25 protein-coding genes are annotated in these 26,515 nt (G+C 74.1%); 10 read left to right on the top strand and 15 right to left on the bottom strand.

The window, feature by feature from the left end:
• Positions 1-235: 235 nt before the first annotated feature.
• Positions 236-1,636, bottom strand: coding sequence for a M64 family metallopeptidase (locus tag ACWFQ8_RS20405; RefSeq protein WP_453787653.1), 1,401 nt, complete (start codon positions 1,634-1,636; stop codon positions 236-238).
• Between the two features lie 139 nt (positions 1,637-1,775).
• Here ACWFQ8_RS20405 and ACWFQ8_RS20400 point away from each other — a divergent pair, with 139 nt between their 5' ends.
• A complete protein-coding gene (locus ACWFQ8_RS20400; RefSeq protein WP_453787652.1) occupies positions 1,776-3,146 on the top strand; it encodes a tetratricopeptide repeat protein in 1,371 nt (456 codons plus the stop codon).
• On the opposite strand, the gene ACWFQ8_RS20395 is transcribed toward ACWFQ8_RS20400, so the two are convergent.
• Together ACWFQ8_RS20395 and ACWFQ8_RS20390 are read right to left on the bottom strand one after the other, a co-directional pair.
• Positions 3,109-4,632 carry an MFS transporter gene (locus ACWFQ8_RS20395; RefSeq protein WP_453787651.1) on the bottom strand — a complete coding sequence of 508 codons (1,524 nt, stop codon included), beginning with the start codon at positions 4,630-4,632 and terminating at the stop codon, positions 3,109-3,111. The two genes, ACWFQ8_RS20400 and ACWFQ8_RS20395, sit on opposite strands and share 38 nt — an antisense overlap.
• A gap of 36 nt (positions 4,633-4,668) precedes the next feature.
• On the bottom strand, positions 4,669-5,238 hold the full coding sequence (locus tag ACWFQ8_RS20390) for a TetR/AcrR family transcriptional regulator (RefSeq protein WP_453787650.1): 570 nt from the start codon (positions 5,236-5,238) through the stop codon (positions 4,669-4,671).
• Positions 5,239-5,434: 196 nt separating this feature from the next.
• Between ACWFQ8_RS20390 and ACWFQ8_RS20385 the strand changes: the two genes are divergently transcribed.
• Positions 5,435-5,956: a DUF6328 family protein gene (locus tag ACWFQ8_RS20385; protein WP_453787649.1), complete on the top strand. Its 522-nt coding sequence runs from the start codon at positions 5,435-5,437 to the stop codon at positions 5,954-5,956.
• A gap of 19 nt (positions 5,957-5,975) precedes the next feature.
• On the opposite strand, the gene ACWFQ8_RS20380 is transcribed toward ACWFQ8_RS20385, so the two are convergent.
• Both ACWFQ8_RS20380 and ACWFQ8_RS20375 read right to left on the bottom strand, forming a co-directional pair.
• A complete protein-coding gene (locus ACWFQ8_RS20380; protein ID WP_453787648.1) occupies positions 5,976-6,236 on the bottom strand; it encodes a DUF6158 family protein in 261 nt (86 codons plus the stop codon).
• Between the two features lie 125 nt (positions 6,237-6,361).
• A complete protein-coding gene (locus ACWFQ8_RS20375; protein WP_453787647.1) occupies positions 6,362-6,793 on the bottom strand; it encodes a nuclear transport factor 2 family protein in 432 nt (143 codons plus the stop codon).
• An 86-nt stretch (positions 6,794-6,879) separates the two neighbouring features.
• Here ACWFQ8_RS20375 and ACWFQ8_RS20370 point away from each other — a divergent pair, with 86 nt between their 5' ends.
• The gene (locus ACWFQ8_RS20370; RefSeq protein WP_453787646.1) at positions 6,880-7,449 is read left to right on the top strand and encodes a PadR family transcriptional regulator; all 570 of its coding nucleotides are present in this window, start codon (positions 6,880-6,882) and stop codon (positions 7,447-7,449) included.
• Positions 7,436-8,230 (top strand): SGNH/GDSL hydrolase family protein, encoded by a 795-nt coding sequence (locus ACWFQ8_RS20365; protein ID WP_453787645.1) that lies wholly within the window; start codon positions 7,436-7,438, stop codon positions 8,228-8,230. The genes ACWFQ8_RS20370 and ACWFQ8_RS20365 overlap by 14 nt, the downstream gene beginning before the upstream one ends.
• Positions 8,231-8,261: 31 nt before the next feature.
• On the opposite strand, the gene ACWFQ8_RS20360 is transcribed toward ACWFQ8_RS20365, so the two are convergent.
• Positions 8,262-9,170, bottom strand: a complete 909-nt coding sequence (locus ACWFQ8_RS20360; protein WP_453787644.1) for a LysR family transcriptional regulator — start codon at positions 9,168-9,170, stop codon at positions 8,262-8,264.
• A gap of 324 nt (positions 9,171-9,494) precedes the next feature.
• On the opposite strand from ACWFQ8_RS20360, the gene ligA reads away from it, so the two are divergent.
• Complete coding sequence (gene ligA / locus ACWFQ8_RS20355) at positions 9,495-11,603, top strand: NAD-dependent DNA ligase LigA (RefSeq protein ID WP_453787643.1); 2,109 nt, start codon at positions 9,495-9,497, stop codon at positions 11,601-11,603.
• Between the two features lie 35 nt (positions 11,604-11,638).
• Here the strand turns inward: ligA and ACWFQ8_RS20350 are convergent, their stop codons facing one another.
• The 3 genes from ACWFQ8_RS20350 to ACWFQ8_RS20340 form a co-directional block, all read right to left on the bottom strand.
• Positions 11,639-11,872: a hypothetical protein gene (locus tag ACWFQ8_RS20350; protein ID WP_453787642.1), complete on the bottom strand. Its 234-nt coding sequence runs from the start codon at positions 11,870-11,872 to the stop codon at positions 11,639-11,641.
• 126 nt (positions 11,873-11,998) lie between these two features.
• Positions 11,999-12,187 carry a hypothetical protein gene (locus tag ACWFQ8_RS20345; RefSeq protein WP_453787641.1) on the bottom strand — a complete coding sequence of 63 codons (189 nt, stop codon included), beginning with the start codon at positions 12,185-12,187 and terminating at the stop codon, positions 11,999-12,001.
• A 124-nt stretch (positions 12,188-12,311) separates the two neighbouring features.
• Entirely contained in the window at positions 12,312-13,310 is a 999-nt protein-coding gene (locus ACWFQ8_RS20340; protein WP_453787640.1) for an RNA polymerase sigma factor SigF, read from the bottom strand.
• Positions 13,311-13,452: 142 nt separating this feature from the next.
• Here ACWFQ8_RS20340 and ACWFQ8_RS20335 point away from each other — a divergent pair, with 142 nt between their 5' ends.
• Positions 13,453-13,917 (top strand): MarR family transcriptional regulator, encoded by a 465-nt coding sequence (locus ACWFQ8_RS20335; protein ID WP_453787639.1) that lies wholly within the window; start codon positions 13,453-13,455, stop codon positions 13,915-13,917.
• A 70-nt stretch (positions 13,918-13,987) separates the two neighbouring features.
• Here the strand turns inward: ACWFQ8_RS20335 and ACWFQ8_RS20330 are convergent, their stop codons facing one another.
• Together ACWFQ8_RS20330 and ACWFQ8_RS20325 are read right to left on the bottom strand one after the other, a co-directional pair.
• Positions 13,988-15,463: a cellulose binding domain-containing protein gene (locus tag ACWFQ8_RS20330; protein WP_453787638.1), complete on the bottom strand. Its 1,476-nt coding sequence runs from the start codon at positions 15,461-15,463 to the stop codon at positions 13,988-13,990.
• Between the two features lie 25 nt (positions 15,464-15,488).
• Complete coding sequence (locus ACWFQ8_RS20325) at positions 15,489-17,048, bottom strand: beta-N-acetylhexosaminidase (RefSeq protein WP_453787637.1); 1,560 nt, start codon at positions 17,046-17,048, stop codon at positions 15,489-15,491.
• 250 nt (positions 17,049-17,298) lie between these two features.
• Here ACWFQ8_RS20325 and ACWFQ8_RS20320 point away from each other — a divergent pair, with 250 nt between their 5' ends.
• The gene (locus ACWFQ8_RS20320) at positions 17,299-18,108 is read left to right on the top strand and encodes a GntR family transcriptional regulator (RefSeq protein ID WP_453787658.1); all 810 of its coding nucleotides are present in this window, start codon (positions 17,299-17,301) and stop codon (positions 18,106-18,108) included.
• Positions 18,109-18,162: 54 nt separating this feature from the next.
• Here ACWFQ8_RS20320 and ACWFQ8_RS20315 read toward each other — a convergent pair whose 3' ends face one another.
• Together ACWFQ8_RS20315 and ACWFQ8_RS20310 are read right to left on the bottom strand one after the other, a co-directional pair.
• A complete protein-coding gene (locus ACWFQ8_RS20315; protein WP_453787636.1) occupies positions 18,163-19,008 on the bottom strand; it encodes a GntR family transcriptional regulator in 846 nt (281 codons plus the stop codon).
• Positions 19,009-19,178: 170 nt separating this feature from the next.
• On the bottom strand, positions 19,179-20,702 hold the full coding sequence (locus ACWFQ8_RS20310; protein WP_453787635.1) for an IucA/IucC family protein: 1,524 nt from the start codon (positions 20,700-20,702) through the stop codon (positions 19,179-19,181).
• A gap of 136 nt (positions 20,703-20,838) precedes the next feature.
• Between ACWFQ8_RS20310 and ACWFQ8_RS20305 the strand changes: the two genes are divergently transcribed.
• Together ACWFQ8_RS20305 and ACWFQ8_RS20300 are read left to right on the top strand one after the other, a co-directional pair.
• On the top strand, positions 20,839-22,404 hold the full coding sequence (locus tag ACWFQ8_RS20305) for an IucA/IucC family protein (RefSeq protein WP_453787634.1): 1,566 nt from the start codon (positions 20,839-20,841) through the stop codon (positions 22,402-22,404).
• 56 nt (positions 22,405-22,460) lie between these two features.
• Positions 22,461-23,105: a class I SAM-dependent DNA methyltransferase gene (locus tag ACWFQ8_RS20300; protein WP_453787633.1), complete on the top strand. Its 645-nt coding sequence runs from the start codon at positions 22,461-22,463 to the stop codon at positions 23,103-23,105.
• 226 nt (positions 23,106-23,331) lie between these two features.
• On the opposite strand, the gene ACWFQ8_RS20295 is transcribed toward ACWFQ8_RS20300, so the two are convergent.
• Positions 23,332-24,519, bottom strand: a complete 1,188-nt coding sequence (locus ACWFQ8_RS20295; RefSeq protein WP_453787632.1) for a cytochrome P450 family protein — start codon at positions 24,517-24,519, stop codon at positions 23,332-23,334.
• 381 nt (positions 24,520-24,900) lie between these two features.
• Between ACWFQ8_RS20295 and ACWFQ8_RS20290 the strand changes: the two genes are divergently transcribed.
• Positions 24,901-26,001 carry a trypsin-like peptidase domain-containing protein gene (locus ACWFQ8_RS20290; RefSeq protein WP_453787631.1) on the top strand — a complete coding sequence of 367 codons (1,101 nt, stop codon included), beginning with the start codon at positions 24,901-24,903 and terminating at the stop codon, positions 25,999-26,001.
• Here the strand turns inward: ACWFQ8_RS20290 and ACWFQ8_RS20285 are convergent.
• Entirely contained in the window at positions 25,955-26,401 is a 447-nt protein-coding gene (locus tag ACWFQ8_RS20285; protein WP_453787630.1) for a hypothetical protein, read from the bottom strand. The two genes, ACWFQ8_RS20290 and ACWFQ8_RS20285, sit on opposite strands and share 47 nt — an antisense overlap.
• Positions 26,402-26,515 lie beyond the last annotated feature (114 nt).

Below are 26,515 nucleotides of genomic sequence, written 5' to 3'. Positions count from 1 at the left end.
GTCGTTTGGGGCGTTTTCCCGGGGGGCGGGGCCGGGGGGCGCCTGGTGGGCGGCGGGGGGGGCGCCCCGCGGCGGGGCGGGGCAAGCCCCCGGGCCCGTCGTCGTCGCGTCAACCGCCGATCAGAGCGTCGGGGGTGCGCCGGCCCCGGGTGGCCCCTTCCCGGAGGGCCGCCGGGTCGCCGGGCGGGTGGCCGGGCGGCCGGGTCCGGTCGAGCCGCCCGTGGTGCCGAAGGCGTCAGAGGCGCACCTTCCACTCGACCGTGGACCGCAGGGTGCGGGCGATCTCCGGGTCGCGCACCGCCGGCGTGCGGTCCTCGACCGTGACCGACAGCCGGTGGGTCCTGAGGTCGAACAGCCGCAGGTCCGCGACACGTACCTCGGTCCGGCCGGCGAACCGCTTCAGCTCCCTGCCGTCCAGGTACCAGCGGACCACGAGTCGGCGCCCGTCGGAGCCGGTGAGCGCCGGTACCGCCGCCCGGGCCGTCTGCCGGGCCCGCAGAGTGCGGTCGGTCGGGGTGAGCGCGGTGACGGGCTTCGCGTGCCGGTAGAACCCGCCGATCATCGCCTCGACGCCGGGGAGGTTGAACGGCTTCCCGAGCACCCGCATGAGGGAGTTGTCGGTGGGCCGGTACAGCCCGGTGGTGAAGTAGCCGCCGCCCTCGTACGCGCCGACGGTACCGCCGTCGGGCGACTCCTCGCCGAGCCAGCGGTGCCACTTGGCCCGCTCCGCGGCCATCCGGTCGGCGGGCAGGGTGGAGCTGTTGGAGTCGGCGGGCTCGGGGCCGGTGTACTTCTCGTACCCCGGGACGCCGGGGTAGAAGTACTCGTCGGCGAGCTTGCCCAGCGAGTGGCCGGTTTCGTGGATGGCGACCTGCCCCGACTTCGCGTGGCCCGCCGAGGCGGTCGAGATCCCCTCGTAGCCGAGGGTGGCGCTGGGCTCGTTGTAGCCCGCTCCCCCGTACTTGGCGCTGTTGGCCAGGACGACGACCAGGTCGGCCTCGGGTGCCTTCGCCACGTAGGAGTCGACTTTGGGCTGGTCGACGCAGAGCAGCCGCTCGATGTCCTCGCACCAGAAGTACGAGCCGAGGGCCGTGTCGCGGACGGTGGCCGGGTCCGGGTCGCCGGAGACCCCGGAGTCACGCGAGACCGCGTCGACCGTCCAGACGTTGAAGAGGTTGCGGTAGGTGCTGTAGGGCTCGACCGCGGTCACCTCGTCCCACTTCTGCCGGGCGTCGGCGTGGAACCGGTCCGACTCGGCAGCGGTGTAACCGTCGCCGATGAAGACGACGTCGAGCCGGTCGGCCGTGGGACCGTTGTCGATCATCTTGGCGACTTCCCCGTCGGCCGCCCGTTCGGCGTCGGAGAGTCGGGCCGCACTGTCGCCCCGTCCGGTGGCCGCCGGGACGCGGATGTGGCCGGATCCGGCGTCGCCGCCGTGTTCCGGCCCCGGTATCTCCACCTCCACCCGGGCGGTCGCGGGTCCGTCCGCCGGGACCGCCGCCCCCGCCGGTCCGGCCGCCAGTACGGCAGCGACCGCGCAGGACGCCGCGACGGCTGCCCGCAGAACGGTTCGGGTGGCGAAGCCCCTGTGGGACCCGCCGACCGGATCTGTGGCCGAACACATGGCCGAGTCCATGAAGTCCTCCCCCTGGAAAGCAAGTTAAGTAGCGCGATAAATGGAGTGAAGCGGGTGCTTAAATTAGGGGGAGCGCGAGGCGTGCGCAATGGCCCGCGGCCCCTGAATACTGGGGAGTTCGAGCAACGAGGGGGTTTACATGGACGAACCGGCGCACATCGGCCGCAGGGTTCAGCGGCTGCGTGCGGAACGCGGCATGACACAGAGGCAGTTGGCCGAGCCCGCCTACACCCCTGCCTACATCTCGACCCTGGAGTCGGGCAAGGTCCGCCCCTCCGAGACCGCGCTCCGCTTCCTCGCCGAGCGGCTCGGGGTCTCGTACGAGGAGCTCGCCACGGGTCGCCCCGCCCGGGTGGCGACGGAGCTTCGCCTCGCGCTCACCGACGCCCAGCGGACGCTGGCCACCGGCGCCGCCGACGAGGCGGCCGTCCACTACCGGAGTCTGCTCGCCGACGCGGAGCGGCTGGGGCTGGCGCCCGAGCGGGCGGAGGCGCTGCTCGGGCTCGGCGACTGCGCCCTGGAGTGCGGCGAACTGACCGAGGCCACAGCGCACTTCGAGGCGGCCGAGCGGCTGCTGGCCGACGAGCCGCTCCCCCGCCGGGTCCGTCCGATCCGCGGCCGCGCCGTCGCGCACCTGCTGGCCGGGGAGCTGCGCTACGCCTGCTACCTGCTGGAATCGGCCATCGACGAACTCGGTGCGAGCGGGCTGGCCGATCCCGAGGCCCTGGTGATGCTGTACGCGGCGGTGATCGGCCCGTACATGGACATGGGCGCCCACGGCCGCGCCGCACACGCCGCCGAGCTCGCGCTGGCGCTGGCTCCGCAGGTCAGCGATCCGGCGCTGGTCGCGGGCATGCACCGGCAGGTGGCACGCACTTTCCTCGCCGACGGACGCGTGGCCGACGCGGACGCCTCGCTGGCCAAGGCGCAGGCGATCTACGGGCAGTTGCGCTTGCGGACCGACCTGGCGCACTGCCACTGGATGCGCGGGTACGTGCACGCGCAGAACGACGACCTCGTCCCGGCCGAGCGGGAGCTGCGCACGGCCCGGGACATGCTGTCGGCGCGCCGCGCGGCCCTGTACACGGCGCAGGTGGAGGTGGAACTGGCCGACGTACTGCGCCGGCTCGGCCGCCACGAGGAGGCGGCCGGGCTGCTGGCGGCGCTGCTGGAGCTCGGGGACCGGCACGGCGCCGTGCACGCGGGGGGAGCGCACCGGCTGCTCGGCCTGATGGCCGAGGAGCGCGGCGACACCGAGTCCGCCGAACAGCACTACGTCCGGGCGCTGGCGCTGCTGGAGCGCAGTGGGGCGACGGGCGATCTGGCCGATCTGTGCCGGCTGCTGGGCGACCTGCTGCGGCGTTCGGGGCGGACGGAGGCGGCCCTGGACGCCTACCGCACCGGCCTGGGCCACCGCGCGGCCCCGGGGACCACCACCCTGGGGCCGGCGCCGGTGTCGCCCGCGTTGCGGGTCAGTGGTTCTCGGTGGGCCGCAGGTCGTGCGGGATGAGCGCCCAGGTGGTGGCCGCGGCGGCGACCGCGAGGCCTCCGGCCATGAGGAACGCCGGGGTGATCGCGAGGGTGTAGGCGTGTGCGGCGGTGTCGATCAGCGCCTGGCCGACCGCTCCGCCCAGCCGGTCGGCCGCGTGGGCCGCCTCGCCCACGGAGTCGCGCACCGATGCGGTGGTGGGGCCGTCGAGGTCGAGGACGGGGAGGTTGCCCCGGTAGAGCACGGCCGCGGTCGAGCCGAGGACGGCGACGCCCATGGCCGAGCCGAGTTCGTAGCAGGTCTCCTCGATGGCGGCGGCGCTGGAGACCTGGGACGCGGGCGCGGCGGAGATCAGGGTGACCGAGGCCACGGTGGTCGCGACGCCGGCGCCCAGGCCCATCACGGTCAGGGCGGCGGCGAAGGCGGGGTAGCCGAGGTCGGTGAACTGCTGGAAGGTCCAGGGCAGGGCCATGCCGGCGGCCAGTACGACCAGTCCCGCGCCCAGCACGTGCCGGATCGCGAACCGCTGCATCAGCGTGGGGGCGATCATCGAGGCGCAGATCAGCGCGAGCGGGGCGGGCAGCAGGCGCAGTCCGGCCTCCAGGGGGCTGTAGCCCTGTCCGTACTGGAACCACTGGGTGACCAGGAACAGGATGGCGCCCATGCCCACCATGGGCAGGAAGATCGCGGCGGCCGCGACGCCGAAGGCCGGCTTGGTGAACAGCCGTACCTGGAGCAGCGGGTGTTCCACGCGCAGCTGGCGGCGTACGAAGACGGTCAGCGAGACGGCGGCGACGAGGAGCAGGGCCCAGGGCAGCGGGTCGGCGACACCGCTCTTTCCGAGCTGCTTGATGCCGCCCGCGAGGGCGAGCATGCCGACGACGGACTGGCCGACGCCCCACCAGTCCCAGCGGCCGGTGCTGAGCGGGGAGCGTGATTCGGGGAGGTAGCGCAGGCCCGCGGCGACGATCGCGGCGGCGACGGGGAGGTTGAGGAGGAAGGCGGAGTGCCAACCGTAGTCCTGGACCAGGAGGCCGCCGACGACGGGCCCGAAGGCCATGCCGCCGCCGAAGACGGCGGCCCAGACGGCGAGGGCGAAGGCGCGTTCCTTGGCATCGGTGAAGACGCCGCGCAGGATCGACAGGGTGGACGGCATGATCGCCGCGCCGCCGATGCCGAGCAGGGCGCGGGCCGCGATCACGTGCCAGGCCTCGGTGGAGAACACGGCGATGAGCGAGGCCAGCGAGAAGATGCCGAAGCCCGCCATGAGGAGGCGCTTGCGGCCCCAGCGGTCACCGAGCGCGCCTGCGGTGACCAGGAGGCCGGACAGGGCGAGCGCGTAGATGTCGATGATCCACAGCTGCTGGACCGCCCCGGGCCGGAGGTCGCCCACCAGGGAGGGGAAGGCCACGTTGAGGATGGTGGTGTCCATGGAGATGAGCAGGAGGCTGCCGGAGAGGATCGCCAGGACGATCCATCGACGGGAGTCCTGCGCGGGGGTGTGCATGAAGTTCCGTTCAGAGGTGTGCACGGGGTGGAGCGGTCAGGGTGCGGGCGGCGGGGCGAGGGGCCGGGTGCCGCCGAGGAAGGACGTCAGGACGAGGTGGCCGATCTGGCGGGGGGCGAGATGGCCGTCCCGTACGCCTTCGGCCGCGGCGTCGAGCAGGCCCCAGAGCGAGTACCAGATCCAGTAGGGCGGCAGGTCGGCGCGCAGCCGGCCCAGCCGCTGCCCGCGCGCCAGGAAGGCCAGGGCCCGCTGGTCCTGGCGGTCCACACCGGCCCGGAACTCCGGGTCGGCGAGCACGGTGGCGTCGCGCGAGGTGAATCCGTAGAGGTGCGCGGCGGGCATGAGGGCGACGACCAGCTCTTCCAGTGCGGCGTCGAACTCCGCTCCGTCGGCGGTCTCCGCCAGGTCCAGGGGGGCCAGGCAGCCGTCGACCACTTGGATGGCCCGGACGGCAACGGCCTTGAGCAGGGCCTCGCGGGTGGCGTAGCGCCGGCTCAGCGTGGCGCGGCTGGTGCCGATGCCGGTGGCGATCTGCACCATCGAGGCGCTGTGGTCCCCGGCCAGGACACGGGCCGCGCCGTCCAGCAATACGTTTTCATGCACCATGGTGAGCCTCCTTCGCCTCGAACGATACAAAATTGTCTCACTCGAAGCAAAACCGCTTCACCACTGACACACCGGCCCGCCACCGGAAGGACGGGCGGTCGACCGCCGCGATCGCCCGGGGGGCACCCGCTCCGGGCATGGGCGGGCGGAGTCCGGGTAGACGCCCAGGCGCGAACACACCGGCTCAGGAGGCGACATGCGGGATGACGACAACAACTACGACCGGAACGGAGAGGCCGGCCCGAAGGACGGACGGAACGAGACGCAGGTGGAGCGCGCGGACCGGCAGTGGCAGGAGCTGGTGCAGGAGATCCGCGTCGCGCAGACCGGTGTGCAGATCCTTTTCGGCTTCCTCCTGACCGTCGTCTTCACCCCGCACTTCCACGGGCTCCCGCAGACGGAAAAGACGCTCTACATCGTGACCGTCATCCTCGGGTCCCTGGCCACCGGCGCCCTCATAGGCCCGGTCGCCTTCCACCGCATCGTGTCCGGCCGCCGGATCAAACCGCAGGCGGTGGCCTGGGCCTCGCGGCTGACGTTCGCCGGGATCGTCCTGCTGCTGGCCACGCTCACGTCGGCCCTGTCCCTGATCCTGCGGGTGGCCACGCACAACGCCCTGGTCCCGTGGCTGGTGGGCGGGGTGCTGGCCTGGTACCTGGTCTGCTGGTTCATCCTCCCGCTGTGGGCGCGGATGCGGTACACCACCGAGGAGGAGTAGCGCGGACCCCCCGGGCCCGCTATGCGGTCACGTCGTCGTCCCCGCTCCGGGCGCGTGCGCCCGAGCGGGTGCGTCCTGGGGTCTTGGCGCGCTGGGGGTGACGGGTCACGTACTCGTGCTCCAGCTCGTTCATCCGCTTCGTGTGGGTGATGAGGGCGTCGTCCGAGCCGTGCAGCAGGGTCTCGTGCCGGGTGCGGTGGATGGCCTCCAGCTCCTTGAGCAGCCGGCCCTCCTCCAGCTTGCGGGCCGACGGGCCGCCGTCGTCGTGCTCCTCCGTCATGGCGGGCACACCTCCTCCGCGTTCTCGTCCTCGTCCTCATCATCCTCCGCTCGGCCCGCTTCGGCCCGGGCGGACATCCGCCCGGGCCGTCGGCGGCCGCTCGCAGCGCCCGCTCGGGCCCCCGCTCAGGCCCCCGCGGTACCGGGGACGAGGCCGTCGGCGACCAGGCCGGCGAGCACCGCCTGCCCCAGGGCCTGGACGGCGGACTGCGGGCGGACCATCACGGTGAACTCCTTGACCCGGCCCGCCTCGTCGAACTGCAGCAGGTCGATGCCGTGTATCCGCTTGCCGTCGACGGTGGCACGGAACGGCAGGATCGCCCCCGGGAGCTGCGCCCCGTCGGCACTCGTCTCGGCCGCTCCCTCGAAGTAGCCCACGTAGCGCAGGTCCTCGAAGACGCGCAGCAGGACACCGAAGAGCCCCAGGACGGCCGGCTTGCCCTCGAAGGGGGTGAACTTGACCGGGCTGTAGAGGCGGATGTCCTCGGTGAACAGCTCGTCCAGCGCGGTGAGATCGCGCTTCTCCACGGCGGCGCGGAAGCGTTCGGCAGTCTCCATGACCCCTCCTGATACTCATGAATATGACTAATCAGTTTCTTGAGTATCATGCGGCTACGGACGAGCGAAGGGAAGGGGCTGCCGCGATGGCTTTGCGCCATGCCGTACTGACCGCACTGCTGGACGACGAGTACAGCGGATACCAACTGGCGAAGGCGTTCCACATCGGCGTCGCCAATTTCTGGCCCGCCCGGCCCCAGCAGCTGTACGCGGAGCTGACGAAGCTGGAGAAGGAGGGGCTGGTCGCGGGGCGCGAGGTGGTCCAGGAGGGGCGGCCCAACAAGCGCCTCTTCCGGGTCACCGACGCCGGCCGGGCCGAGCTGGAGGCCTTCGCAGCCGCCGCGGCGAAGCCCTCCGTCATCCGGGACGACCTGCTCGTGAAGGTCCAGGCCGGCGACCGCGTCGGCACCGCTTCCGTGATCGTGCAGCTGGAGGAACGGGCGCGGGCGGCCGAGGCCAAGCTCGAACTCCTGCGGAAACTCCTGCGCGGCATGCGCGGCGACGCGGACGAGGAGGAGTTCCTGCGCCGGGGCGAGCGGATCGGCGGCTATCTGACGTGTCTGCGCGGCGTGGCCTTCGAGGAGGGCCACCGGGACTGGTGCCTGCGGGCCGCGGCCGTACTCAAGGAGAGAGGTGCACCCCGTGACGAACACTGAGTACCTGCGCTACGTCGCCCTCGGCGACAGCCAGACCGAAGGCATGGGCGACGGGGACGACACCGTCGGCCTGCGCGGTTTCGCCGACCGGCTCGCGGAACACCTCGCGGCCTCGAACCCCGGACTCCTGTACGCCAATCTGGCCGTACGGGGGCGCGTCGCCGGGCAGGTGCGCGCCGAGCAGCTGGAGCCGGCCCTGGCCCTGCGGCCCGACCTGGCCACGGTCGTCGCGGGGGTCAACGACCTGCTGCGGCCCCGCTTCGACGCGGCGGCGGTGGCCGGTCAGCTGGAGGAGATGTTCGCCGCGCTGACGGCGGCCGGGGCTCACGTGGTGACGGTGACCTTCCCCGACATCGCGAAGATCGCGCCCGTCGCCCGGCCCGTCAGCTCCCGCGTGTCCGACCTCAACGACCGGGTCAGGGCCGCGGCCGCCCGCCACGGCGTCACGGTCGCCGACGTGGGCGGCCGGGAGATATCCGCCGACCCGCGCCTGTGGAGCGCCGACCGGCTCCACGCCAGCCCGCTCGGCCACGAGCGGATCGCGGCGGCGCTCGCCCACACCCTGCGGTTGCCCGGGAGCGACGACTCCTGGGACCTGCCCCTCGCGCCCCTTGCGAGGTCCGGCGGCTTGCGGGCCGCCGGGGCCGAACTGCGCTGGGCGGCCGGGTTCCTGGGCCCCTGGATCGGCCGCCGGCTGCGCGGCCGCTCGTCGGGGGACGGCCGCAGCGCCAAGCGCCCCGGGCTCCTGCCGCTGACCGCGGCGACCGCCGACCCCGCGTAGGGACGGGACGCCGGCCGGACCGGCGCCCGCGTCACTGCCCGCCGGCGGCGCGCGCGGTGCAGCTGCGGGCGACCTCGTCGGCGAAGACGCGGGCCGGCGGGGCCAGGGCGCTCCAGCGCCGGACCGCCCAGCCCACGGTCAGCGGCGGTAGGGCCGGAACGGGGACCAGGCGGAGCGGGCCGTCGGTGCCCGGGACCCGCCAGCCCGGCAGGGCGGGAACGACGGCGTGCCCCAGGCCCAGCTCGGCGAGCAGCAGGGCCGTGTCCCAGTCGGCCGCGCCGGTGTCGGAGCGGACCCTGATGCCGGACTCGTCCAGCGCGGCGTCGAGGTGGGCGCGGGAGGCGGAGTTCTCCGGGAGCCGGATGTGCCGGATGTCCGCGAGGTCGGCGGGTTCGATGCGGGCGCGGGCGGCGAGCGGCGCCCCGGCGCCGACGGCCAGGACCCACGGCAGCCTCATGACGGGGCGCTGCTCGATGCCGCGGACCGGGGCGCCGATGGTGATCCAGGCGAGGTCGAGGTCGTCCGCGGCGAGGGCCTCGACGCAGCCGCGGCTGGAGTTCTCGGTCCGGAACTCCAGGCTCACCCCGGGGTGGGTGCGGCGGAAAGCGACCACGGCGTCGGACATGAAGTGCCGTACGGTCGTGGCCCCGGTGGTGACGCGCACCGAGCCTCCGTCGCCGCGTACGAGGTCGTCCAGGCGGCGCAGCGCGCCGTCGAGCCCGGCGATGCCGTCGGCGGCGGCCGCGCGCAGGATGCGGCCCGCCTCGGTGGGGACGACGCCACGGGCGTGCCGTTCCAGCAGGCCGGTCCCGGTCTCCTTCTCCAGCCGGCGCACGTGCTGGCTGACGGCCGACTGGGTCCGCCCGAGGTCGCGGGCGACGGCGCTGAGGCTTCCGGCACGGCAGACGGCCACGAACACACGCAGATCGTCGAGGGTCACGCGCTCCAAGGTATCCCTTGGAGGGCGGCAGCAAATCGGCGGATTGACTTGGGTGTTGGGCTGCCTCAGGATCGGTGCAGGGCCCGGGCGGCAACCCGTTCCCGTCCTCACCCCGGTCCGGACGCGGGCGAGGGCGGACGGGTGCCGACCCCCGCCCGGCCGCGGGCGCCGAGGTCGATCCGGATCTCGTGCGGGAGCGGGGCCGGGGTAGCGGAGGAGGCGGTGCGCCAGAGGGTTTCCGGGTTCCGGCACCTCTCCCCACCTCCCGCCTCCCCCGCACCGTGCCCACGGCCCGTTGTCAGACCCCTGCGCCATGATCACGGCATGACGACGACGACCTCCTCCGCCCTGACCACCCGTGACGAGTACGCCGACGCGATCGGCGCCGCGCTCCGGGCGTCCGCCGCCTACTACGGCTCGGGCGAATCCGCGCTGGACGACGCCTCGTTCGACCTGCTGCTGGGGCTGATACACGCCTACGAGCAGCAGTACCCGCAGCACATCGATCCCGCGTCGCCGACCGGAAGGGTGGCCGGCGGCGCCGTACCGGCCGGAGAGGTCGCGCACACGGCGGCGATGCTGTCGCTGGCCAATGTCTTCGGCCCGCAGGAACTGCTCGACTGGGAGGCCTCACTGGTCCGTCGCCTCGGCGGCCCGGTCACCGGCGGGTACGTGGTCGAACCCAAGCTCGACGGGGCCTCGCTGGCCGCACGGTACCGGGACGGACGCCTGGTCCAGCTGGTCACCCGGGGCGACGGAACGGCCGGTGAGGACGTCTCGCACGCGATCGGAACGATCGTCGGCCTGCCGCTGGAGCTCACCACGGACGCCTCCTTCGAGGTGCGCGGCGAGGTACTGCTCACGGCGGAGCAGTTCGAGCGGGCCAACGCCACGCGCGCCGAGCACGGGGCGGGCCCGTTCTCCAACCCCCGCAACGGCGCCGCCGGCACCCTGCGGGCCAAGGGGCGCCCGTACACCGTGGAGATGAGCTTCTGGGCCTTCGGCGCCGTCGAGCTCGCGCCCGGTGGCGCCGAGGGCCCGGTCCGGAGCGGGAGCGGGGCCGGTGGCGGGCGGCTGCCGCGCACCACGCACGCCGAGGTCATGGCGTACGTGGCACGGTCGGGCGTCCGGACGGCCGCCGCGACCGCCGCCGGGCTCACGGTGGTGGAGACCGCCGCCGAGGCACAGGCGCACGTCGACCGGATCGCCGCGCTCCGTGCCGTTCTGCCCTTCGGGATCGACGGTGTGGTCGTCAAGCTGAACGCCCTCGGCGAGCAGGACGCGGCCGGCACCGGCTCGCGGCATCCGCACTGGGCCACCGCGTACAAGCTGGCGGCCGTGGAACGGCGGACCCGGCTGCTGGACGTGACCTGGTCCGTGGGCCGTACCGGGGTGCTCGCGCCCACCGCCGTACTGGAACCGGTGGAGATCGACGGCTCGGTGGTGCGGCACGCCACGCTGCACAATCCGGCCGACATCGAACGGCGCGGCCTGCGCATCGGTGACACCGTCACCGTCTACAAGGCGGGCGATGTCATTCCCCGCGTCGAGGCTCCCGTGGTCGAGCTGCGCACGGGCGAGGAGCGTCCGGTCGAACCGCCGGCCGTGTGCCCGGGCTGCCAGGGGGAGATCGACCGGTCCCAGGAGCGGTGGCGCTGCGAGCGGCCCGTCGACTGCGGGCGGATCGCCGCGATCCTGTACGCCGCCGGACGCGATCAGCTCGACATCGACGGCCTGGGCGAACGGTACGTCCGGGAGCTGGTCGAAGCCGGGCGGGTCCGCGACGTGGCGGACCTGTTCACGCTGGACCATGCGGCGCTCACGGCGGCGGCGGGCAGCGAGAAGCGGGCGGCGAAGCTGGTGGAGCAGATCGCGGCGGCGAAGGACAGGCCCCTGTCCCGGGTGTTCTGCGCGCTCGGGGTGGTCGGCACCGGCCGCGGCATGTCCCGGCGGATCGCCCGGTACTTCGGGACCATGGAGGCCATCCGGGCCGCCGACGCCGTCGCGATGACCGCAGTGGAGCTGGTCGGCGACACCAAGGCGGCGGGGATCGTCGCCCAGGTCGCGGAGCTCGGCCCGGTCATCGACAAGCTGGCGGCCGCCGGGGTCAACCTCGTCGAGCCGCAGGCCGCCGCGGGCGCGGGCGGGGCGGCGGGGGCGGACGCGGCGCAGGCCGGTCCGCTGGCCGGTCAGACCGTGGTGGTCACGGGACGGATGGCGGGCGCGCTCGCCGCGTACGACACCCGGGACAAGGTGCGCGAGCTGATCGAGCGGGCGGGCGGGAAGTCCGCGAGCGGGGTATCCGGGCGGACCACGCTCCTCGTGGCCGGCGAGAAGGCGGGCGGCAAGGTCGCCAAGGCGGAGGAGGCCGGCATCGAGATCCTCGGGGAGGCGGCTTTCGCCGAGCGGATCGCCCTGTTCCTCACGGCCTGACGCCTCGGGCCTTCACCACTTGACCCTGCGGGCCTTCACCACTCGACGCCTCCGGGGCCGGCCGCCGGGGTGACCGCCAGGACCGGTGCCGCCGGGGAGGACCACGGGTGTCCGCAGGGGGCGAAGAGCAGCAGCACGGGCTCCCCCGGGCGCTGGCGCCAGGAGATGCGCTCCGGCACGGCGTCGCACACCGGACAGCGGGGCAGCGGACCGGGCTCCGGCGCGCACTCGGGGGCGGCCGCGAGGGACGTGCGGTGCGGATCTCGCATGGAGGCTCCCTGGTCGTGCGGTCGGGCTGAAGGCACTGTGCCATGCCGAGGGCCTTGTCCGCACGGGCGAATCGTCCAGGGTTTTGGCTGGTCAGGGGTGTGGCCCGCCGGAGTATTACGGTCCTCTTACGGGCACTTGGTGACCAATGGGCCGCGCGCGCCGCCTCCACGGGTGGGCGACCAACGCCGTACGTTCGTCGCCCAGCTGATGCCGCTGGTCCAGGCGCACACCGGGCACACGTCCTGCGCGACGCCGACGCCTACGTCGGGTTCCTCACGGCCCAGCGCGAGGTCGGCGCGGGGGCCGGTCGCCACGATCGGCTACTGCCCGGGCGCCGCCGGCTACTGCCTGGGCGCCGCCCTGGCGATGCGCACCGCGACGGCCCACCCCGACCGGGCGGCCGCCGTCGCCGGGTTCCACCCCGGCCGCCGGTGGGTGTCAGGAGCGGCCGGTGGCGCCGACGGCGGTCGCCGACCGGGCGCCGCGGGCCGTGTCCGCGTCCGTGCCCGGATCGTCCAGCATCGAGGCGCGCAGGTGGCCCAGGAGCCGGGTCAGCAGCCGGGACACCTGCATCTGCGAGATGCCGAGCACGGCGCCGATCTGCGCCTGGGTCAGCTCCTCGCCGAACCGCATCTGGAGCATCCGGCGCTCGCGGTCGGTCAGCCGCTCCAGCAGCGGCGCCAGGCTCTGGATGTCCTCGACCAGCTCCATGGCCGGCTCCTCCTCGCCCATGACGTCGGCGAGGGTGTGGCCCTCGGCCGGGCCGTCACCGTGCTCGGCGTGCGGCGCGTCCAGGGACCCACTGGTGTGGCCGTTGGCGGCGACGAGCCCCTCGACGACCTCCTCCTCCGAGAGGGAGAGGTGGGCGGCGAGGTCGGCGACGGTGGGCGACCGGTCCAGGGTGGTGGTCAGCTCCTCCTTCGCCTTGGCGATGTCGATGCGCAGCTCCTGGAGCCGGCGCGGGACCCGCACGGCCCAGGAGGTGTCGCGGAAGTGCCGCTTGATCTCACCGGTGATGTACGGCATGGCCAGGGTGGAGAACTCGTTCTCGCGGGCCGGGTCGAAGCGGTCGATGGCCTTGATCAGACCGATGGTGCCGACCTGGACGATGTCTTCCATGTCGAACCCGTCACCGCGGTTGCGGAAGCGGCGCACGGCGTACTGGACGAGGGAGGCGTTCATCTCGATGAGCGTGTTGCGGACGTACTGGTACTCGGGCGTGCCCTCGGTCAGCTCGCGCAGTCGGCGGAAGAAGACCTTCGACAGCTCCCTCGCGTCCGCCGGGGCCACCTCACGGGGCTCGTCGATCCGGGGCAGACCCGCGATGCGGGCCGCGTCGGCGCCTCGGCGCGGCCCGGGGACGGCGGCCGTAGGGGTGCCCGGGTGGACGGCGGGGACAGTGGCGGCGGTAGGGGAGGACGGGGCAGGGACCGGCATGGTCGCTCCTTGGGCTGGTCGGCTTGCGGCGCGTGACCTTGACTGCCGTAGATGGTGGCCTTCTTCTGCTCGTACGTCAAGAATTACCGGAAATACATTTCACGTCTTGCATCACATGAATCCCGTAACGCATCATGAACGCATGGGCACCCCGTCTCAGCGACAGAACTGGACATTCCTCACCAACCACGCCCGCGTCCTGGTGGCCATCGCCCGGGACCCGGCCGTGCGGCTCAGGGATGTCGCCACGGTGTGCGGTCTGACCGAGCGCACCGTGCAGACGATCGTCACGGACCTGGAGTCGGACGGCTACCTGCGGCGCGTGCGCGACGGCCGGCGCAACCGGTACGAGATCTCCCCGGGGGCCGTCTTCCGCCACCCCGCCGAGGCCGGAGTCCAGGTGGCCGGCCTGCTGACCCTGCTCACCGGCGCCGCCGCGGCCCCGGACGCCCCGCCCCCGACTCCGGACCTGACGCCTTCCGAGGAGAGCGACCTCATCGGCATGACGTCCGTCCCGGACACCGGCCGGCCGGTGCGTCCCGCGGCGGACTCGAAAGGAGGCGCGCCCGGTACCGGGGCGTCCCGTTCCCGAGGTGCGACCTGGTAGCAGACCTCCGCCCGCCTCCCCGCCCCCGCGTCGGCAGAGGAGGCGGGGAGAAGGCGTGCGGCCGGCGGGGTCAGCCCGCCGGGACGGTGTCCTCGAAGGCGGTTCCGGCGGCCCGGTAGGCGTTGACCTTCGCCGCCACCTGTGCCGGTGTCAGGACCCGGTCCTTGACGTGCAGGACGTAGTCCACCTTCTGGTCGTAGGCCCGCGGTGTCGAGCCCGGCTGCCCGTTCAGGTCGATCAGCCACTGGTTGAAGTTGATCGACATCGGGCGCTCCGGCAGGTACCGCGCGTCGTGGGTGCCGAAGTGGCGGCCGTCGACGTAGTAGGTGATCGTGCTGTCGTCGATGGTGAGGACCAGGTCGTGCCAGCCCGCGTAGCTGGTACGAACCTCCGAATGCTGGTTGACGGCCTCCCACGGGTCGGGCCGGTAGGTCTCCCAGGATGTGGTGTAGAGGATGTTGGCCGGCTCCCCCCAGCCGCCGTTGGGCAGGTACTCGAAGTCGTACTCGGCGTAGTCGTCCGCCATCGGGGCCTTGAGGTCGTTGATGGTGAAGAAGGTCTGGACGAGGTGGTCGCCGTCCGGCCCGTACTTCGGGGCGTCGGAGAACTTCACGCGGGCCGCGTAGGTGCCGTTCTTGAACTTCGTCGCCCGGGTGAGCACCTCGGTGTGCTTCGTGCTCGCGCCCGTGCCCGCCGTGGAGGTCTCCAGGTTCATCAGGGAGTTCCCTCCCTCGACGGGGAAGGTGACGTTCTCCGGGGCCCAGGTCGCGCCCCCGACGCCCGGCCCGCCCGCGTTGGAGCGGATGCTCCAGCCGTGCGCGGAGACGGCCGGGTCGGTGTGGGACGCGTAGGTGAAGTCGTCGAACAGGGTCGCTCCGCCGGGCCCCGGATCGGTGGGTGTCGGGGTGGGCGTGGGGGTGGGGTCGGGCGAGTTGCCGCCGGGCGCGGTGCCCCACACGGTGGCGGAGCCCAGCCGGGCCGTCACCTTGTCCCAGTCCCCGTACGCGGTGCGCGAGCCGCCGAAGGAGTAGTCGTCGGCCTGGTTGAGGGTCTGCCAGTCGGCACGGTGGAAGCGCAGTTGCATGTCGCCGGTGTCGGCGCCGGGCGCGAGCGATCCGGCCCCCGGCGTGAAGGAGACCTCCAGGTAGCGGTCGGCGGTGGCGGTCGGGTGCGTCAAGGTGCCGAAGGTGCCGGTGATGTTCGAGCAGCCCTTGACGGCCCAGGAACAGGCGAAGCGGTACTGGGTGTCCGGGCCGTCCGCCTTGAAGTAGTAGCGGAGCTTGACCTGGTTGAGCGCGACGGCGGCGGTGCCGTTGTTGACCACCTTGAACCAGGGCTCGACCTGATCGGCGGTGGCCCCGTTCGCGCTGGTGCGGTACTGGACCTTCACGGCGGCCGCCGCGGCGCCCGCGGGCACCTGGCTCAGCGCGGCCGAGCCGAGTCCCGCGACCAGGGCGAGGGCCAGGGCCGTAGCCGTACGGCGCTTGCCGGACCGTGCCGTCGATCGCCGGGCCGGGCCTTCGGGTCGTGCTGTCGCAGTGCGCATCGTGCGTTCCTCTCGGGTGGGGGGATCACGAGGTGGACGAGGTGTGCGGGATGCCGCGCCCGAACCGGCCGCCCACGCCCAGCGCGGCGAGCCGGTCGCGGTGGGGGCCGAGCCGGCGCAGGAAGTCCGGCCAGTCCCGGTGCGCCGACCAGGCGGTGTCGGCCAGGGCGCACAGGCGCGGAAAGGCCAGGTACTCAAGCTGCGCGGGGGTCCGCGCGTACTCGGTCCACAGCTGGGCCTGGGTGCCGAGGACGCGGCGGGCGGCCTCCGGTTCCCAGTGGGCGGGCGCCGGGTCGTTGTCGTAGACGCCCCGCAGGTCGACCACGCCGTCCTGGCCGCGGGGCTCGGCCGGGTCGGCGGACTGCGGGTAGTCCAGGTAGGTGGAGCGGAACGGCGCCATGATCACGTCGTGGCCGCGGCGGGCTGCGGCGCGGCCGTGCTCCGGGTCGAGCCAGGCCATGGCGGTGAAGGAACCGGGCAGGTCCGCCCCGGACTCGGTCCAGCCGAGGGGGCGGCGGCCGAGCGAGGCGAGGTGGTCGGCCACGGTGCGCAGGAACCAGCCGTGCAGGGCGTCCGGTCCCCCGAGGCCCTCCGCCGCGGCTCGGGCCCGGGCGGCCGGCGAGCCGTGCCATTCGGTGCCGGGGCACTCGTCACCGCCGAGGTGCACGTACGGGGCGGGGAACACGTCCGCCACCTCGTCCAGGACCGCGCGGCAGAAGTCGAGCACCTCGTCGTGGACACCGAGCACGGTGTCGCAGACGCCCCAGCGGGTCCACGGCTCCAGGCGCGCCCCTGGCCGGTTGCCGAGCTCCGGGTAGGCGGCGAGGGCGGCGCGCGCGTGGCCCGGCATCTCGACCTCGGGGACGACCGTGACCCCGCGCCGGGCCGCGTACGCGACGAGCCCGGTCAGCTCGCTCCTGCTGTACGCGCCCTCGTGGGGGACGCCGTCGCCCTCGGTCTCGGCCCGCCTGCCCCCGATCTCGGTGAGCCGGGGGTAGGCGGTCACGGGCATCCGCCAGCCCTGGTCGTCCGTCAGGTGCAGGTGCAGCACGTTCAGCTTGTGCAGGGCGAGCAGGTCCACGAAGCGGCGTACGTACGAGACCGGCTGGAAGTGGCGCGCGACGTCGAGCATGGCTCCGCGCCAGGCGAACCGCGGCCGGTCGGTGATGCGTACGCAGGGCAGGGACCATTGCTCGCGCCGCTCCGGGCGCTCGGCGAGGGCTTCGGGGGGCAGGAGTTGGCGCAGGGTCTGGACCCCGCGCAACAGGCCGTCGGGGTGCGCGGCGCGCAGGAGAACGGCCCCGGTGGAGACGGTGAGGGCGTAGCCCTCGTCACCGGGGCCGGGGCTGCCCGCGGCGTCGGAACGGGGGCCGGGATCGAGGCGCAGGCGGACGCGTCCGTCGGGGCGCGGGGGCAGGGGCAGTCCGGTGGCGGGGGCCAGCAGTTCCCGGAGCAGGTCGGCGGCTTCAGCCGCGCCGGGACCGGCGTGCAGGGCGGTGTCCCGGTCGAGGGTGAACCGGCCCGGTCGGGCGACGACGGAGTCGGGGCGGGGGACGAGCGCGATGTCGGCGTGACGGGCGGGCATGCCTCGGGTTCCTCCCCGGTACGGCGGCGGCCGGACGACCAACTTTCGCACTTACCAGTTCACCAATTGGTGAGGTGACGGCTCGAAGGTGGCATGTCCCGTACAGCGCGTCAACCCCTGCCACTCCAGCGGATGTTCACGGATCACTCCCCGCGAACGCCACCGAGTGCTTGAATGCGTATGACCAATTGGACATGACCAGCGGCGAAAGGGGACGGGCATGCACGGCGAACAGGGCCCCTCCGGCTCGATGCTCAAGCGGGAACGGGTCCGCGAGCACCTGCTGGGGCTGATCGACGTCCGGCGGCCGGGGGACGCGATCCCCTCCGAGCGCACGCTGTGCGCCGCGCTGGAGGTCTCCCGGCCCACACTGCGCGCGGCCGTGGACGAGCTCGTGGCCACGGGAGCGCTGGTCCGGGAGCACGGGCGCGGCATGTTCGTCGCACCCGCCAAGATCACCCAGGAACTCTCGTCGGACGAGGCGCCGTTCGCCGTCCGCCAGGCGTCGGGGCACTGGTCGAGCCGGGTCCTGGAGCACTCCACGGTGCAGGCGGGTGCCCGTATCGGGCGGCGGCTGCGGATCTCGCCGGGGGCCGGGCTGCGCTACATCGCCCGGCTGCGGCTGGTGGACGGGGCGCCGATGGCCATCGAGCACCTGCACATCCCGGCGGACCTCGTGCCGGCGTTGACGCCCGCGGAGCTGGAGGCCGGCGACCTCTACGAGCACCTGCGCGACCATCACGGCGTATACGTGCACGAGGCCCGGCAGTCCATCGAGCCGACCGTGGTCAACGAGGCCGAGGCGGACCTGCTGGACGTCCCGCTGCTCTCCCCGGCCCTGCTGATCGAGCGGCTCACCACCGACACCACCGGCCGGCCGGTGGAGTACGTGCACTCCGTCTACCGGGGCGACCGCTACCGGATCGTCTCCACCCTCGCCCTGGGGGTCGCCCCCGGCACCGGGCGGCCGGGCCACCACCCGGGCATCCCCCCGGGCGACCTCGGCCGCCGCGGCATCATCACCTCCACCACCAGCGGAGACATCCACACGAGCACATGACTCCCCCGGCCCGTCTCGTTCCCGGCCCGGCCCGCGCCCACCCCGCACCCGCGGCTACGTGACGCGGAATCCGCCCGTCACGGGGTCGCGGAAGTCGCGGTGGAAGGTGAGCCGGTCCCAGGTGGGGAACGCCAGGTCGGTGACGGCGAGCAGCCGCCCGGCGCAGTCGTGGAGAGTGCGGCGGACGGTCAGGCCGCACACCGGGGAGGCGGTGGGCGAGCGGGTGGCGCGGGTCATGGTGATGGTCTCGGCGATCCGGCCCTCCCGCTCCGCCCGGTCGAACCAGCGGTGCAGAGGGGTCAGGTCCACGTCCCGGACGGCACCCGGCCGGTCGCGGTAGCCGGCCAGCTCCGGATGCTCCGCGACGACGGCCGGATTGAGGTAGGTGACGGCGTCGCGGACCGTCTCCCCCTCCCTGCCGCGCTCGCGGCGGTGGTGGACCAGGGTGCGCTCCCCGCCGGCCATCCCGAGCAGCGCCGCGAGCGAGGGCGCCACGGTGACGTGGGTGAGCCAGCTCCGGGTGAGCACCGGAACCGGGTACGCCGGGCGGGCGTCGGCCGGCCCCGCCGGTTCGCCCGGCGCCGCGGTGGGCACCGCGCCCGGCCTCGCGACCGGCGCGGACCCCGGCATCGCGCCCGGGGCGGCGGCGCCGGTGTCGGCCACCGCCACCGGCCGGGAACCGCGCCGGCCGGTCACGACGAGCCCGTCGTCGCGCAGGTGCTGGAGCGCGGCCCGGACGGTCTGACGGTTGACCTGGTAGCGGGCGGCCAGGCTGCGCTCGGAGGGCAGGCGGGCGCCGGGGGTGTTCGCGGTGCGGGCGAGTTCGTGCCGCAGCGCTGCGGCGATCCGCTGGTACTTGGGCATGGCGGCCGGGCCGCCGTCCCGCGAAGCGGAGGACATGGCTTCTCCTCTGACGGGTGGTCAAGGACTGCGCGGTCTGCCCGAACAACCTAGCATTGGTCTATACCTCTGATGGAGGGGGAGGTCGGGCCGGGGGACGCCTTTGGCCAATTCCCTACCCCGGCTCCCACCCTGTTCAGATCTGGTTGCGTACCCCGCCCGGGCCCCCGCTATGCCCGCAGCGGGTTCGGCAGGGGCAGGTAGCGGGCGTCCGCGCCGTCCGCCCGCGTCCAGCGCAGCAGCAGGTTGGTCTTGCCCGGCAGGCTCGGCGCGGTGAGCAGCTCCGCGATCTCGGGCAGGCCGCGCAGGGCGTCGTAGCGCCGGAACTCCTCCCGCACCGCGGGCCAGACGAGCGGGGAGATGTCCGGATACCGCTCGGCGAGGGCGCCCGCGATCTCCATGAGGTGATTGACCACCAGGCAGTAGACCAACCGCTGCCACGCGGCCGCGCGCTCCGGATCGGGCAGCAGCTTGACCCCCTCCGCGTCGCGGAACAGGGCCTGGACCGGGGTGCCCGCCGCGTCGACCGCGACCACCGTGTTCTGCAGGTGCGCCTCCAGGACCACGCCGTGCCGGGCGAACAGCTCCAGCACGGGCGGCACGACCTGGCGCAGGTACGCCCGCCACCAACCGGCCGGGTCGGTGGTGCGCTCCAGCGGGCTGCCGTCCCACCCCTCGGCCAGAGCGGCGGCGAGCAGCGGTGTGGCCCCCGGCAGTACGTGCGCCCGCAGTCCGTCGCGGACCAGCACGGCGAGCTCCTCGAAGGCGAACTTGGCGGTGCGGTAGCCCCGGTCGGCCAGCCAGGCAGCAGGGGAACCCGTCCGGCGCAGCGCGGCGAACCCGGCCTCGACGGCCGCGTCGGTGCGGCGCAGTTTCAGCAGGTCGTGCCGCCACAGCCGGCGCACGTCATTGGTGATCCGCACGTCGAGGCTGAACTTCACGAACAGGTCGCGGTCCCCGTCCGGCACGTGCACGGTACGCAGGGACGCGGTGGGCCAGACCGGCAGGCGCCCCTCCCCCAGCAGCAGCAACCGCCCGTCGGCGAAGGCCTCGCGCACGGCGGGCCGGTCGCCCACGAGGTCGAGCTGCCAGGGGTGCGCGGGCAGCAGCCGGTAGCCGGCGGGAGCGGTCGGGCCGTCGAGGAGCCCGGCGAGGGAGTCGACCGCGTCGGCGGCGGCCGCCCCGCCCTCCTCCGCCACCTGGTCCTCGCGCAGCCCCAGCAGGACCAGCGGAAAGCGTCCGTGCGCTTCGGGCGCGTAGGTCAGCCAGCTGCCTGCGGGCGCCCCGCCGCGCGCCTTGGGGGCGGGGTGGTACGGGTGACCCGTCACCAGGGACTGCTCGGAGAGGAGGTACGGGTCCGCGGGGGGCTCGGCCGATTCCCGCGCGGCCAGGAGCGCGGCGACGGCGGCACGGCTGTCGGCGATCTCCACCGGCAGTTCGTCGTTCGCGAGTCCCGTGTACCGTCCGAGTTCGTCCGAGGTGAGTTTGACCAGCTCGCTGTGGCTGAGCCGGTGCCAGCCGTCCGCCGTGCGCAGTTCGGGGTGCGCCGGCCGGCGCCCCCCGCGCACCCGCAGCAACCGCCCGCTGCCGCGCAGCCGGTGGACTCCCGCCCCCTGGGGGTCGGCCACCTCGCGCAGGAGGCAGTTCAGGAGCGGTGCGGCGGCGTACGCGTCCGCGGCGGCGTTGAGGTCCACTGGTTCCCTTGGCTCGGTCAGGCGTGCCCGGGGTGGCTAGCGCCGGTCATGATCTCCAGTATCCGCGATGATGTGGTGATCATCCTGTGGGTCGACCTTCCGACGGGAGCGACCTTCCGACGTGCGGAGCAGCAGCATGCGTTTTCCCGCCACCGCGGCCGAAGAAGCCGTGGCCGCCGAGCTGGCCGGGGTACGTCCTGGGCTCGGGCCCGCGTACGCCGGAGCGCTGGACGGCGCACGGGCCGCCGTACTGACCCGGCTGTGGCGGGCCCTGGCCCACGAACCGCTGCCGTGGGTGGTGGGCCGCGACCGGGGTCCCGGCTCGCTGTGCTTGACGTTGGCCGGGGGCGCCCGGCTGGAGGGCCCGGCGGCCGATCCGTACGCGACGGCGCCGTACGTGGAGGAGCTGCTGCTCGACGGCGTGCCCTACCGGCAGGCCGCCCGGCTGGTGGCGGCGCTGGAGGTGCCCTACGGGAAGGAGTTCGCCGCCGAGCTGGACGACAGCACGGCCTCCCTCGCGCTCTCTCGGGCCGGCCGGCCGCCGGCCGGAGAGGACGCCGGAGCGCTGACCACGTGGGAGTGGGAGCAGCGCGTCGTCGACGGCCACCCCTACCACCCGAACTGCCGCTCCCGGCCCGGCTTCTCGGTGGCCGAGCAGTTGGCGTACGCCCCTGAGCACCGCCCGGTCGTGGACCTGGGGCTGATCCCCGTACCGGCCGGGGAGTGCCTGGTCACCGGTGACTGGCCGGTGGAACTGCGGGACGCGGGGCGGATCCTGATCCCGGTGCATCCCTGGCAGGCCGCGCACACGCTGGGGCGGGATCGGGTCCGGTCCGGTTTCGCGGCGCACCCGCTGATGGCCCTGCGCACCCTGGCACCGGTCGTGAGCGGGAGCGGCGGCGGGGCCGCGGACTGGGGCGCGGCCACCGGCGCCCATGTGAAGACCGCGCTGAGCACCCGGCTGACCTCTTCCGTGCGGGACATCTCCGCCTACTCCATCGAGACGGCCGCGGCGGTGTCCGCCTTCGCCCGGACGCTGGCCGAACGGCTCGACGGCCGGCTGCACGTCACACGCACCCTGGGCGCCGCCACGGCGCACGGCCCGGACCTGGCGGCGGTCCTGCGCGAACCGCCCGAGGTGTACGCGGACGCCGGGGCCGGCGAGCGGGTCCTCCCGGTGGCGGCGCTGTCCGGCTTCCCGCCCGCGCGCTCGGGCGCCTGGCAGGCGGAGTTCGCCCGGCTCGCCCTATCGGTCTGCCTGCGGGTCCTGGAGCTCGGTGTGGCGCTGGAGGCCCACGGGCAGAACCTCCTCGTCGTCCTCTCCGCCTCCGGCGCCCCGCTCCGGCTGGTCTACCGGGACCTCGCCGACATCCGGATCAGCCCGGCCCGCCTGGCGCGGCACGGACTGGCCGTCCCGCCGCTGTCCGGCCGTCTGATCACCGACGACGTCACTGCCCTGCGGCGCAAGCTGTTCGGCTCGCTCGTGACGGGAACGCTGGGCGCCACGGCGGGTTCGTCCGGGGCCCTCGCCGAGGCCCTCGGTCCGGTCCTCGCCGGTACGGACGGACTGCCCGCCACCACCGACCGCGCGGCCCTGCTGACCGGTCCGCTGCCCACCAAGGCGCTCACCCTGATGCGGTTGAGCCCTGACGTCCCGGGCGACCAGTGGGCGGAGCTGCCGCCACTCGCGGCGATCGGCTGAGCGGGACGGGCGGGGGGTGGGCCCGGGCGGCGCCGGGCGGGCTACTGTTCAGGGGCATGACAGACCTGCATGCCGTACGGGCGGCCTACGACGCCGTCGCCGTCGACTACGCCCGGCTCCTCGGCCCGGATCTGGCCCGCAAACCCCTGGACCGGGCCGTACTGGCCGCGTTCGCGGAGTACGTGCGGGCCGGGGAGGGCGGTCGCGGCCGGGCGGTGGCCGACCTGGGCTGCGGCCCGGGGCGGCTGACGGCGCACCTCGACGGTCTCGGGGTACGGACCTTCGGCGTCGACCTGTCCCCCGCGATGGTGGCGGTGGCCCGCCGGACCTATCCGGGCCTGCGCTTCGAGGTCGGCTCCATGGCGGCGCTGGACGTCGCGGACGGGGTGCTGGGCGGGGTCCTGGCCTGGTACTCCACGGTGCACACGCCGCCCGCCGGACTGGCGCCGGTGTGCGCGGAGTTCGCCCGGGTCCTGGCACCGGGCGGCCACGCCCTGATCGCCTTCGAGGCGGGCGACGAGCGGATCCGGCTGGACCACGCGTACGGGCATCCGGTCGACCTCGACGTGTACCGGACCCCGCCGGAGCGGATCGCCGCCGTGCTGGCCGGGGCCGGGCTGGCGGAGGTGGCCCGCCTGGTCCGTGCCCCGGACGCCCTCGAACAGTCCCCGCAGGGATTCCTGCTGACCCGCAAGGCGTGAGCGCCGGCATCGGAGCCCGGAGCACCGCGGACGCTCGCCCCCCCGGCCTCGGCCCCCCGTAGCCCCCGGTCGGGCAGGACCGCCGACACCGCGCCGGGCGCGCGGCTCGGTGCGCCACTCCCGCACCTGGACGTTGTCGTGGAGCCCCTGCTCGTCCGGCCCGGGCCGCTCCTCGTCCGTCACGAGCCGACCGTACCCGCCGTACCCGGCGGAGCGGCCGTCGGCCTCACCAGCGCAACGGCAGCCGGGTCACTCCGCGCATCAAGATGCCCGGAAGCCACTCGCGCGGTCCGGCGTCCGGGTCCTCGGCCAGCTCCGGGAACCGCTCCAGCAGGGCCCGCACCGCGATGCGGCCCTCCATCCGGGCGAGCGGCGCGCCGAGGCAGAAGTGGATGCCGTGCCCGAAGGCGAGGTGGCTCCGGCCCCTGCGGCGGATGTCGAAGACGTCGGGCTCGGGGAAGCGGGCGGGGTCCCGGTCCGCGCCCGCCAGGCAGACGAGGACGGAGGTGCCGGCCCCGATGCGGGTGCCGCCGATCTCCAGGTCCTCGCGGGCGAAGCGGTAGGTGGCGTGCTGCACCGGGCCGTCGTAGCGGAGCATCTCCTCGACCGCGCCGCCGATCAGGGCCTCCGGGTCGGCACGCAGCGCGGCCAACTGGTCGGGATGCGCGAGCAGGGCCCGTACCCCGTTGCCGATCAGGTTCACGGTGGTCTCGTGACCGGCGACGAGCAGCAGGAAGGCCATGCCGATCAGTTCGTCCGGGGAGAGCTGGTCGCCGTCCTCGTCGCGGGTCCGGATGAGGGCGCTCAGCAGATCGTCGCCCGGTTCGGCGGCCTTGGCCGCGACGAGTTCGAAGAGGTACGCGGTCATCTCCCGCAGCACCTCGGCGGACGCGCCTTCCGGGTCCGCGGGCGCGACGATCTCCCCGGACCAGGCGCGGAAGCGCCGCTGGTCGAGATCGGGGACGCCGAGGAGTTCGCAGATGACGGTCATCGGCAGGGGCGCCGCGAAGTCCTGGACGAGGTCGCCCCGACGGTCCGGACGGGCCTCCATGGCGTCGAGCAGCTCTTCGGTGACCTGCTGGACCCGGGGGCGCAGGGCCTCGACGCGGCGCGCGGTGAACTCACGGGCCACCAGGCGCCTCAGCCGGGTGTGGTGGGGCGGGTCCGTCTCCAGCATGTTGCTGGAGACGGCGGTGTCCGGGGTGGTGCCGAACAGCTCGGTGCCGCGCCAGTTCTTGGACAGGGCCGGATGGGTCAGGGCCTGGCGGGCCTCCTCGTGGCCGACGATCAGCCACGAGCGGGCGGCGCCGACCACCAGCTGGTGGACGGGACCGGTCTCGCGCAGCGCCGCGTAGAAGGGGTAGGGGTCGGCGTCGAACTCCTCGGCGCGCGCGGTGATGTCCAGGACCGTCATGGAGGCAGCCTACGGCGGCCCTTCGTACGGTGCGGGCCGAATGGTCCGCCGCGAACGCTCCCCGCCGGACCGGAAATATGAGAAGCCGGATCGTTTCCGCTGTGCGCCGTTCGAGGGGCAGCGCGGTGTGTGTGGACCCGCCTTCACGCCGATCGGCCCGGGCGGTGGGAGGAAGGAGGCATGACCCTCCATGGGCGCCTGCTCCTGGCGAGCACGCCGCCGCCGTGCCCGCCGGCGTCGGGGCGGCGGCCCGGGGCCCGGCCCGGGGCCCGGACTAAGCCGCGTTCGCCCGCGGCATCGACGGGCGCCTCGTGCTCCCGGTCACCGGTCACCGGTCACCGCACTGGACCCTCGCGGCCCGTACAGGTACAGGAGCTCCGCATGCGACGAACACTGACCACGGCCGCGGTGGCGGCCGCGCTGCTGGTGCCGGCAGGTCCGCTGCCCGCCGCCGAGGCCGGCGGCGCCGCGGCACCGGCCGCCGGGCGGTGGTCCGCCCGGGAGGCCCAGTCGTTCTGGACCCCGGAGCGGATGGCCGCGGCCGTCCCGCTGCCCTCGGCGACCCCGGGAACGCCCGCGCCGTCGGTCCTGTCGGCGCCGTCGGTTCTGCCCACGCCGGCGGTTCTGCCCGCGCCGGCACCCTCGGTCCTGCCCGCGCCGGCGCCGTCGGTCCTGCCCGCGCCGGCGTCGTCGGTCCTGCCCGCGCCGGCGCCCCCGCCCGCGTCCCCTGCCCCCGTTCGGGGGGCCGCCGCCCGGGCCCCCGGCACCGGCCGGGACTTCGCGGGTGTCCCGGTCGTCGGCCGGATGTTCGTCGTCAAGGGCGGCTCGGGGTACTTCTGCACCGCGAGCGTGGTCTCCTCGCCCGGACGGGACCTGGTCCTCAGCGCCGCCCACTGCCTGCTCGGCACCGACGCCCGGCAGGTGGCCTTCGTACCGCTGTACACCCGCGCCCGGCCGCAGCCGTACGGAATGTTCCCGGTCCTGCGGGACAAGGCCGGGCGCTCCAAGGTGTGGATCGACCCCCGCTACCGCTCCCGGGGCCCCCACCGGGCCGCGACCCTCGACGTGGCCTTCGCGCGCGTCGGGCCGAACGCGAAGGGCCGCCGGGTGGAGGACGTGGTCGGGGGCAACCGGCTCGTCACCGGCTCCGGTTACGCGCACGCCCGGGTCTCCCTGATCGGCTACCCGTCGGCCGCGGCCCGGCCCCGGCTGTGCGTCAACCGGACCACGAAGTTCACCAGCACGGACGTGCGCATCCCGGGATCCTTCCTGCGCATCGACTGCACCGGGTACCCGGGCGGGACGAGCGGCGGCCCCTTCCTGACCCGCTTCGACGCGCGCACCCGGACCGGTGACGTGGTGGGGATCATCGGCGGCTGGAAGATGGGCGGGGACAAGCCGGACACCTCGTACAGCTCCTACTTCGGCACGGACGTCAGGAAGTTGTACGCGAAGGCGGTTGCCTCGGCGAAGGCGCGGTGAGCACCCGCGTCCGGCGCGGATTGCCGACCGTGCGCGGGGTCGCCGGGAGCCCGTCGGCGGTGAGGGCGTCGGCGGGTGCCAGACCGAGCCGGCGGCGCAGTTCGGCGAGTGCGGTGTGGACGGGCGCCAGCACCACCTCGGCGTCGGGCTCGACGGACGCGAGGGCGTGTGCGAGGGTCTCGATCGCCTCCGCCGCGTCCTCGACCGAGCCCCGGCTCCAGCCGCCGAGGGCGCCCAGTGGGTCCGTTGCGGCCGTTGCGGCCGTTGGGGCCGTTGGGGCCGTTGGGGCCGTTGCGGCCGTACGCCAGGGGGCGACGGTGTCGTAGAGGTGGCAGGCGGCATCGGCCGCGGCGTCGGCCCGTTCCATGACGCCCGGCGCCGCGATCGTCGGCAGTTCCATGCCCGGTCAACGAGCGGGGCCCGCCGGGGGAACGAGCACGGTGGGAGCCACGGTGATCGGCCGGTGCGGCCTACCCGTACCCCGGTTCCGAACCCCGGCCGCATAGGCTGGCCG

The organism is Streptomyces sp. NPDC055254 (assembly GCF_053606025.1).
Note: the sequence above shows the minus strand (reverse complement) of the source record. Positions and strands in the feature narration are given on the sequence as shown.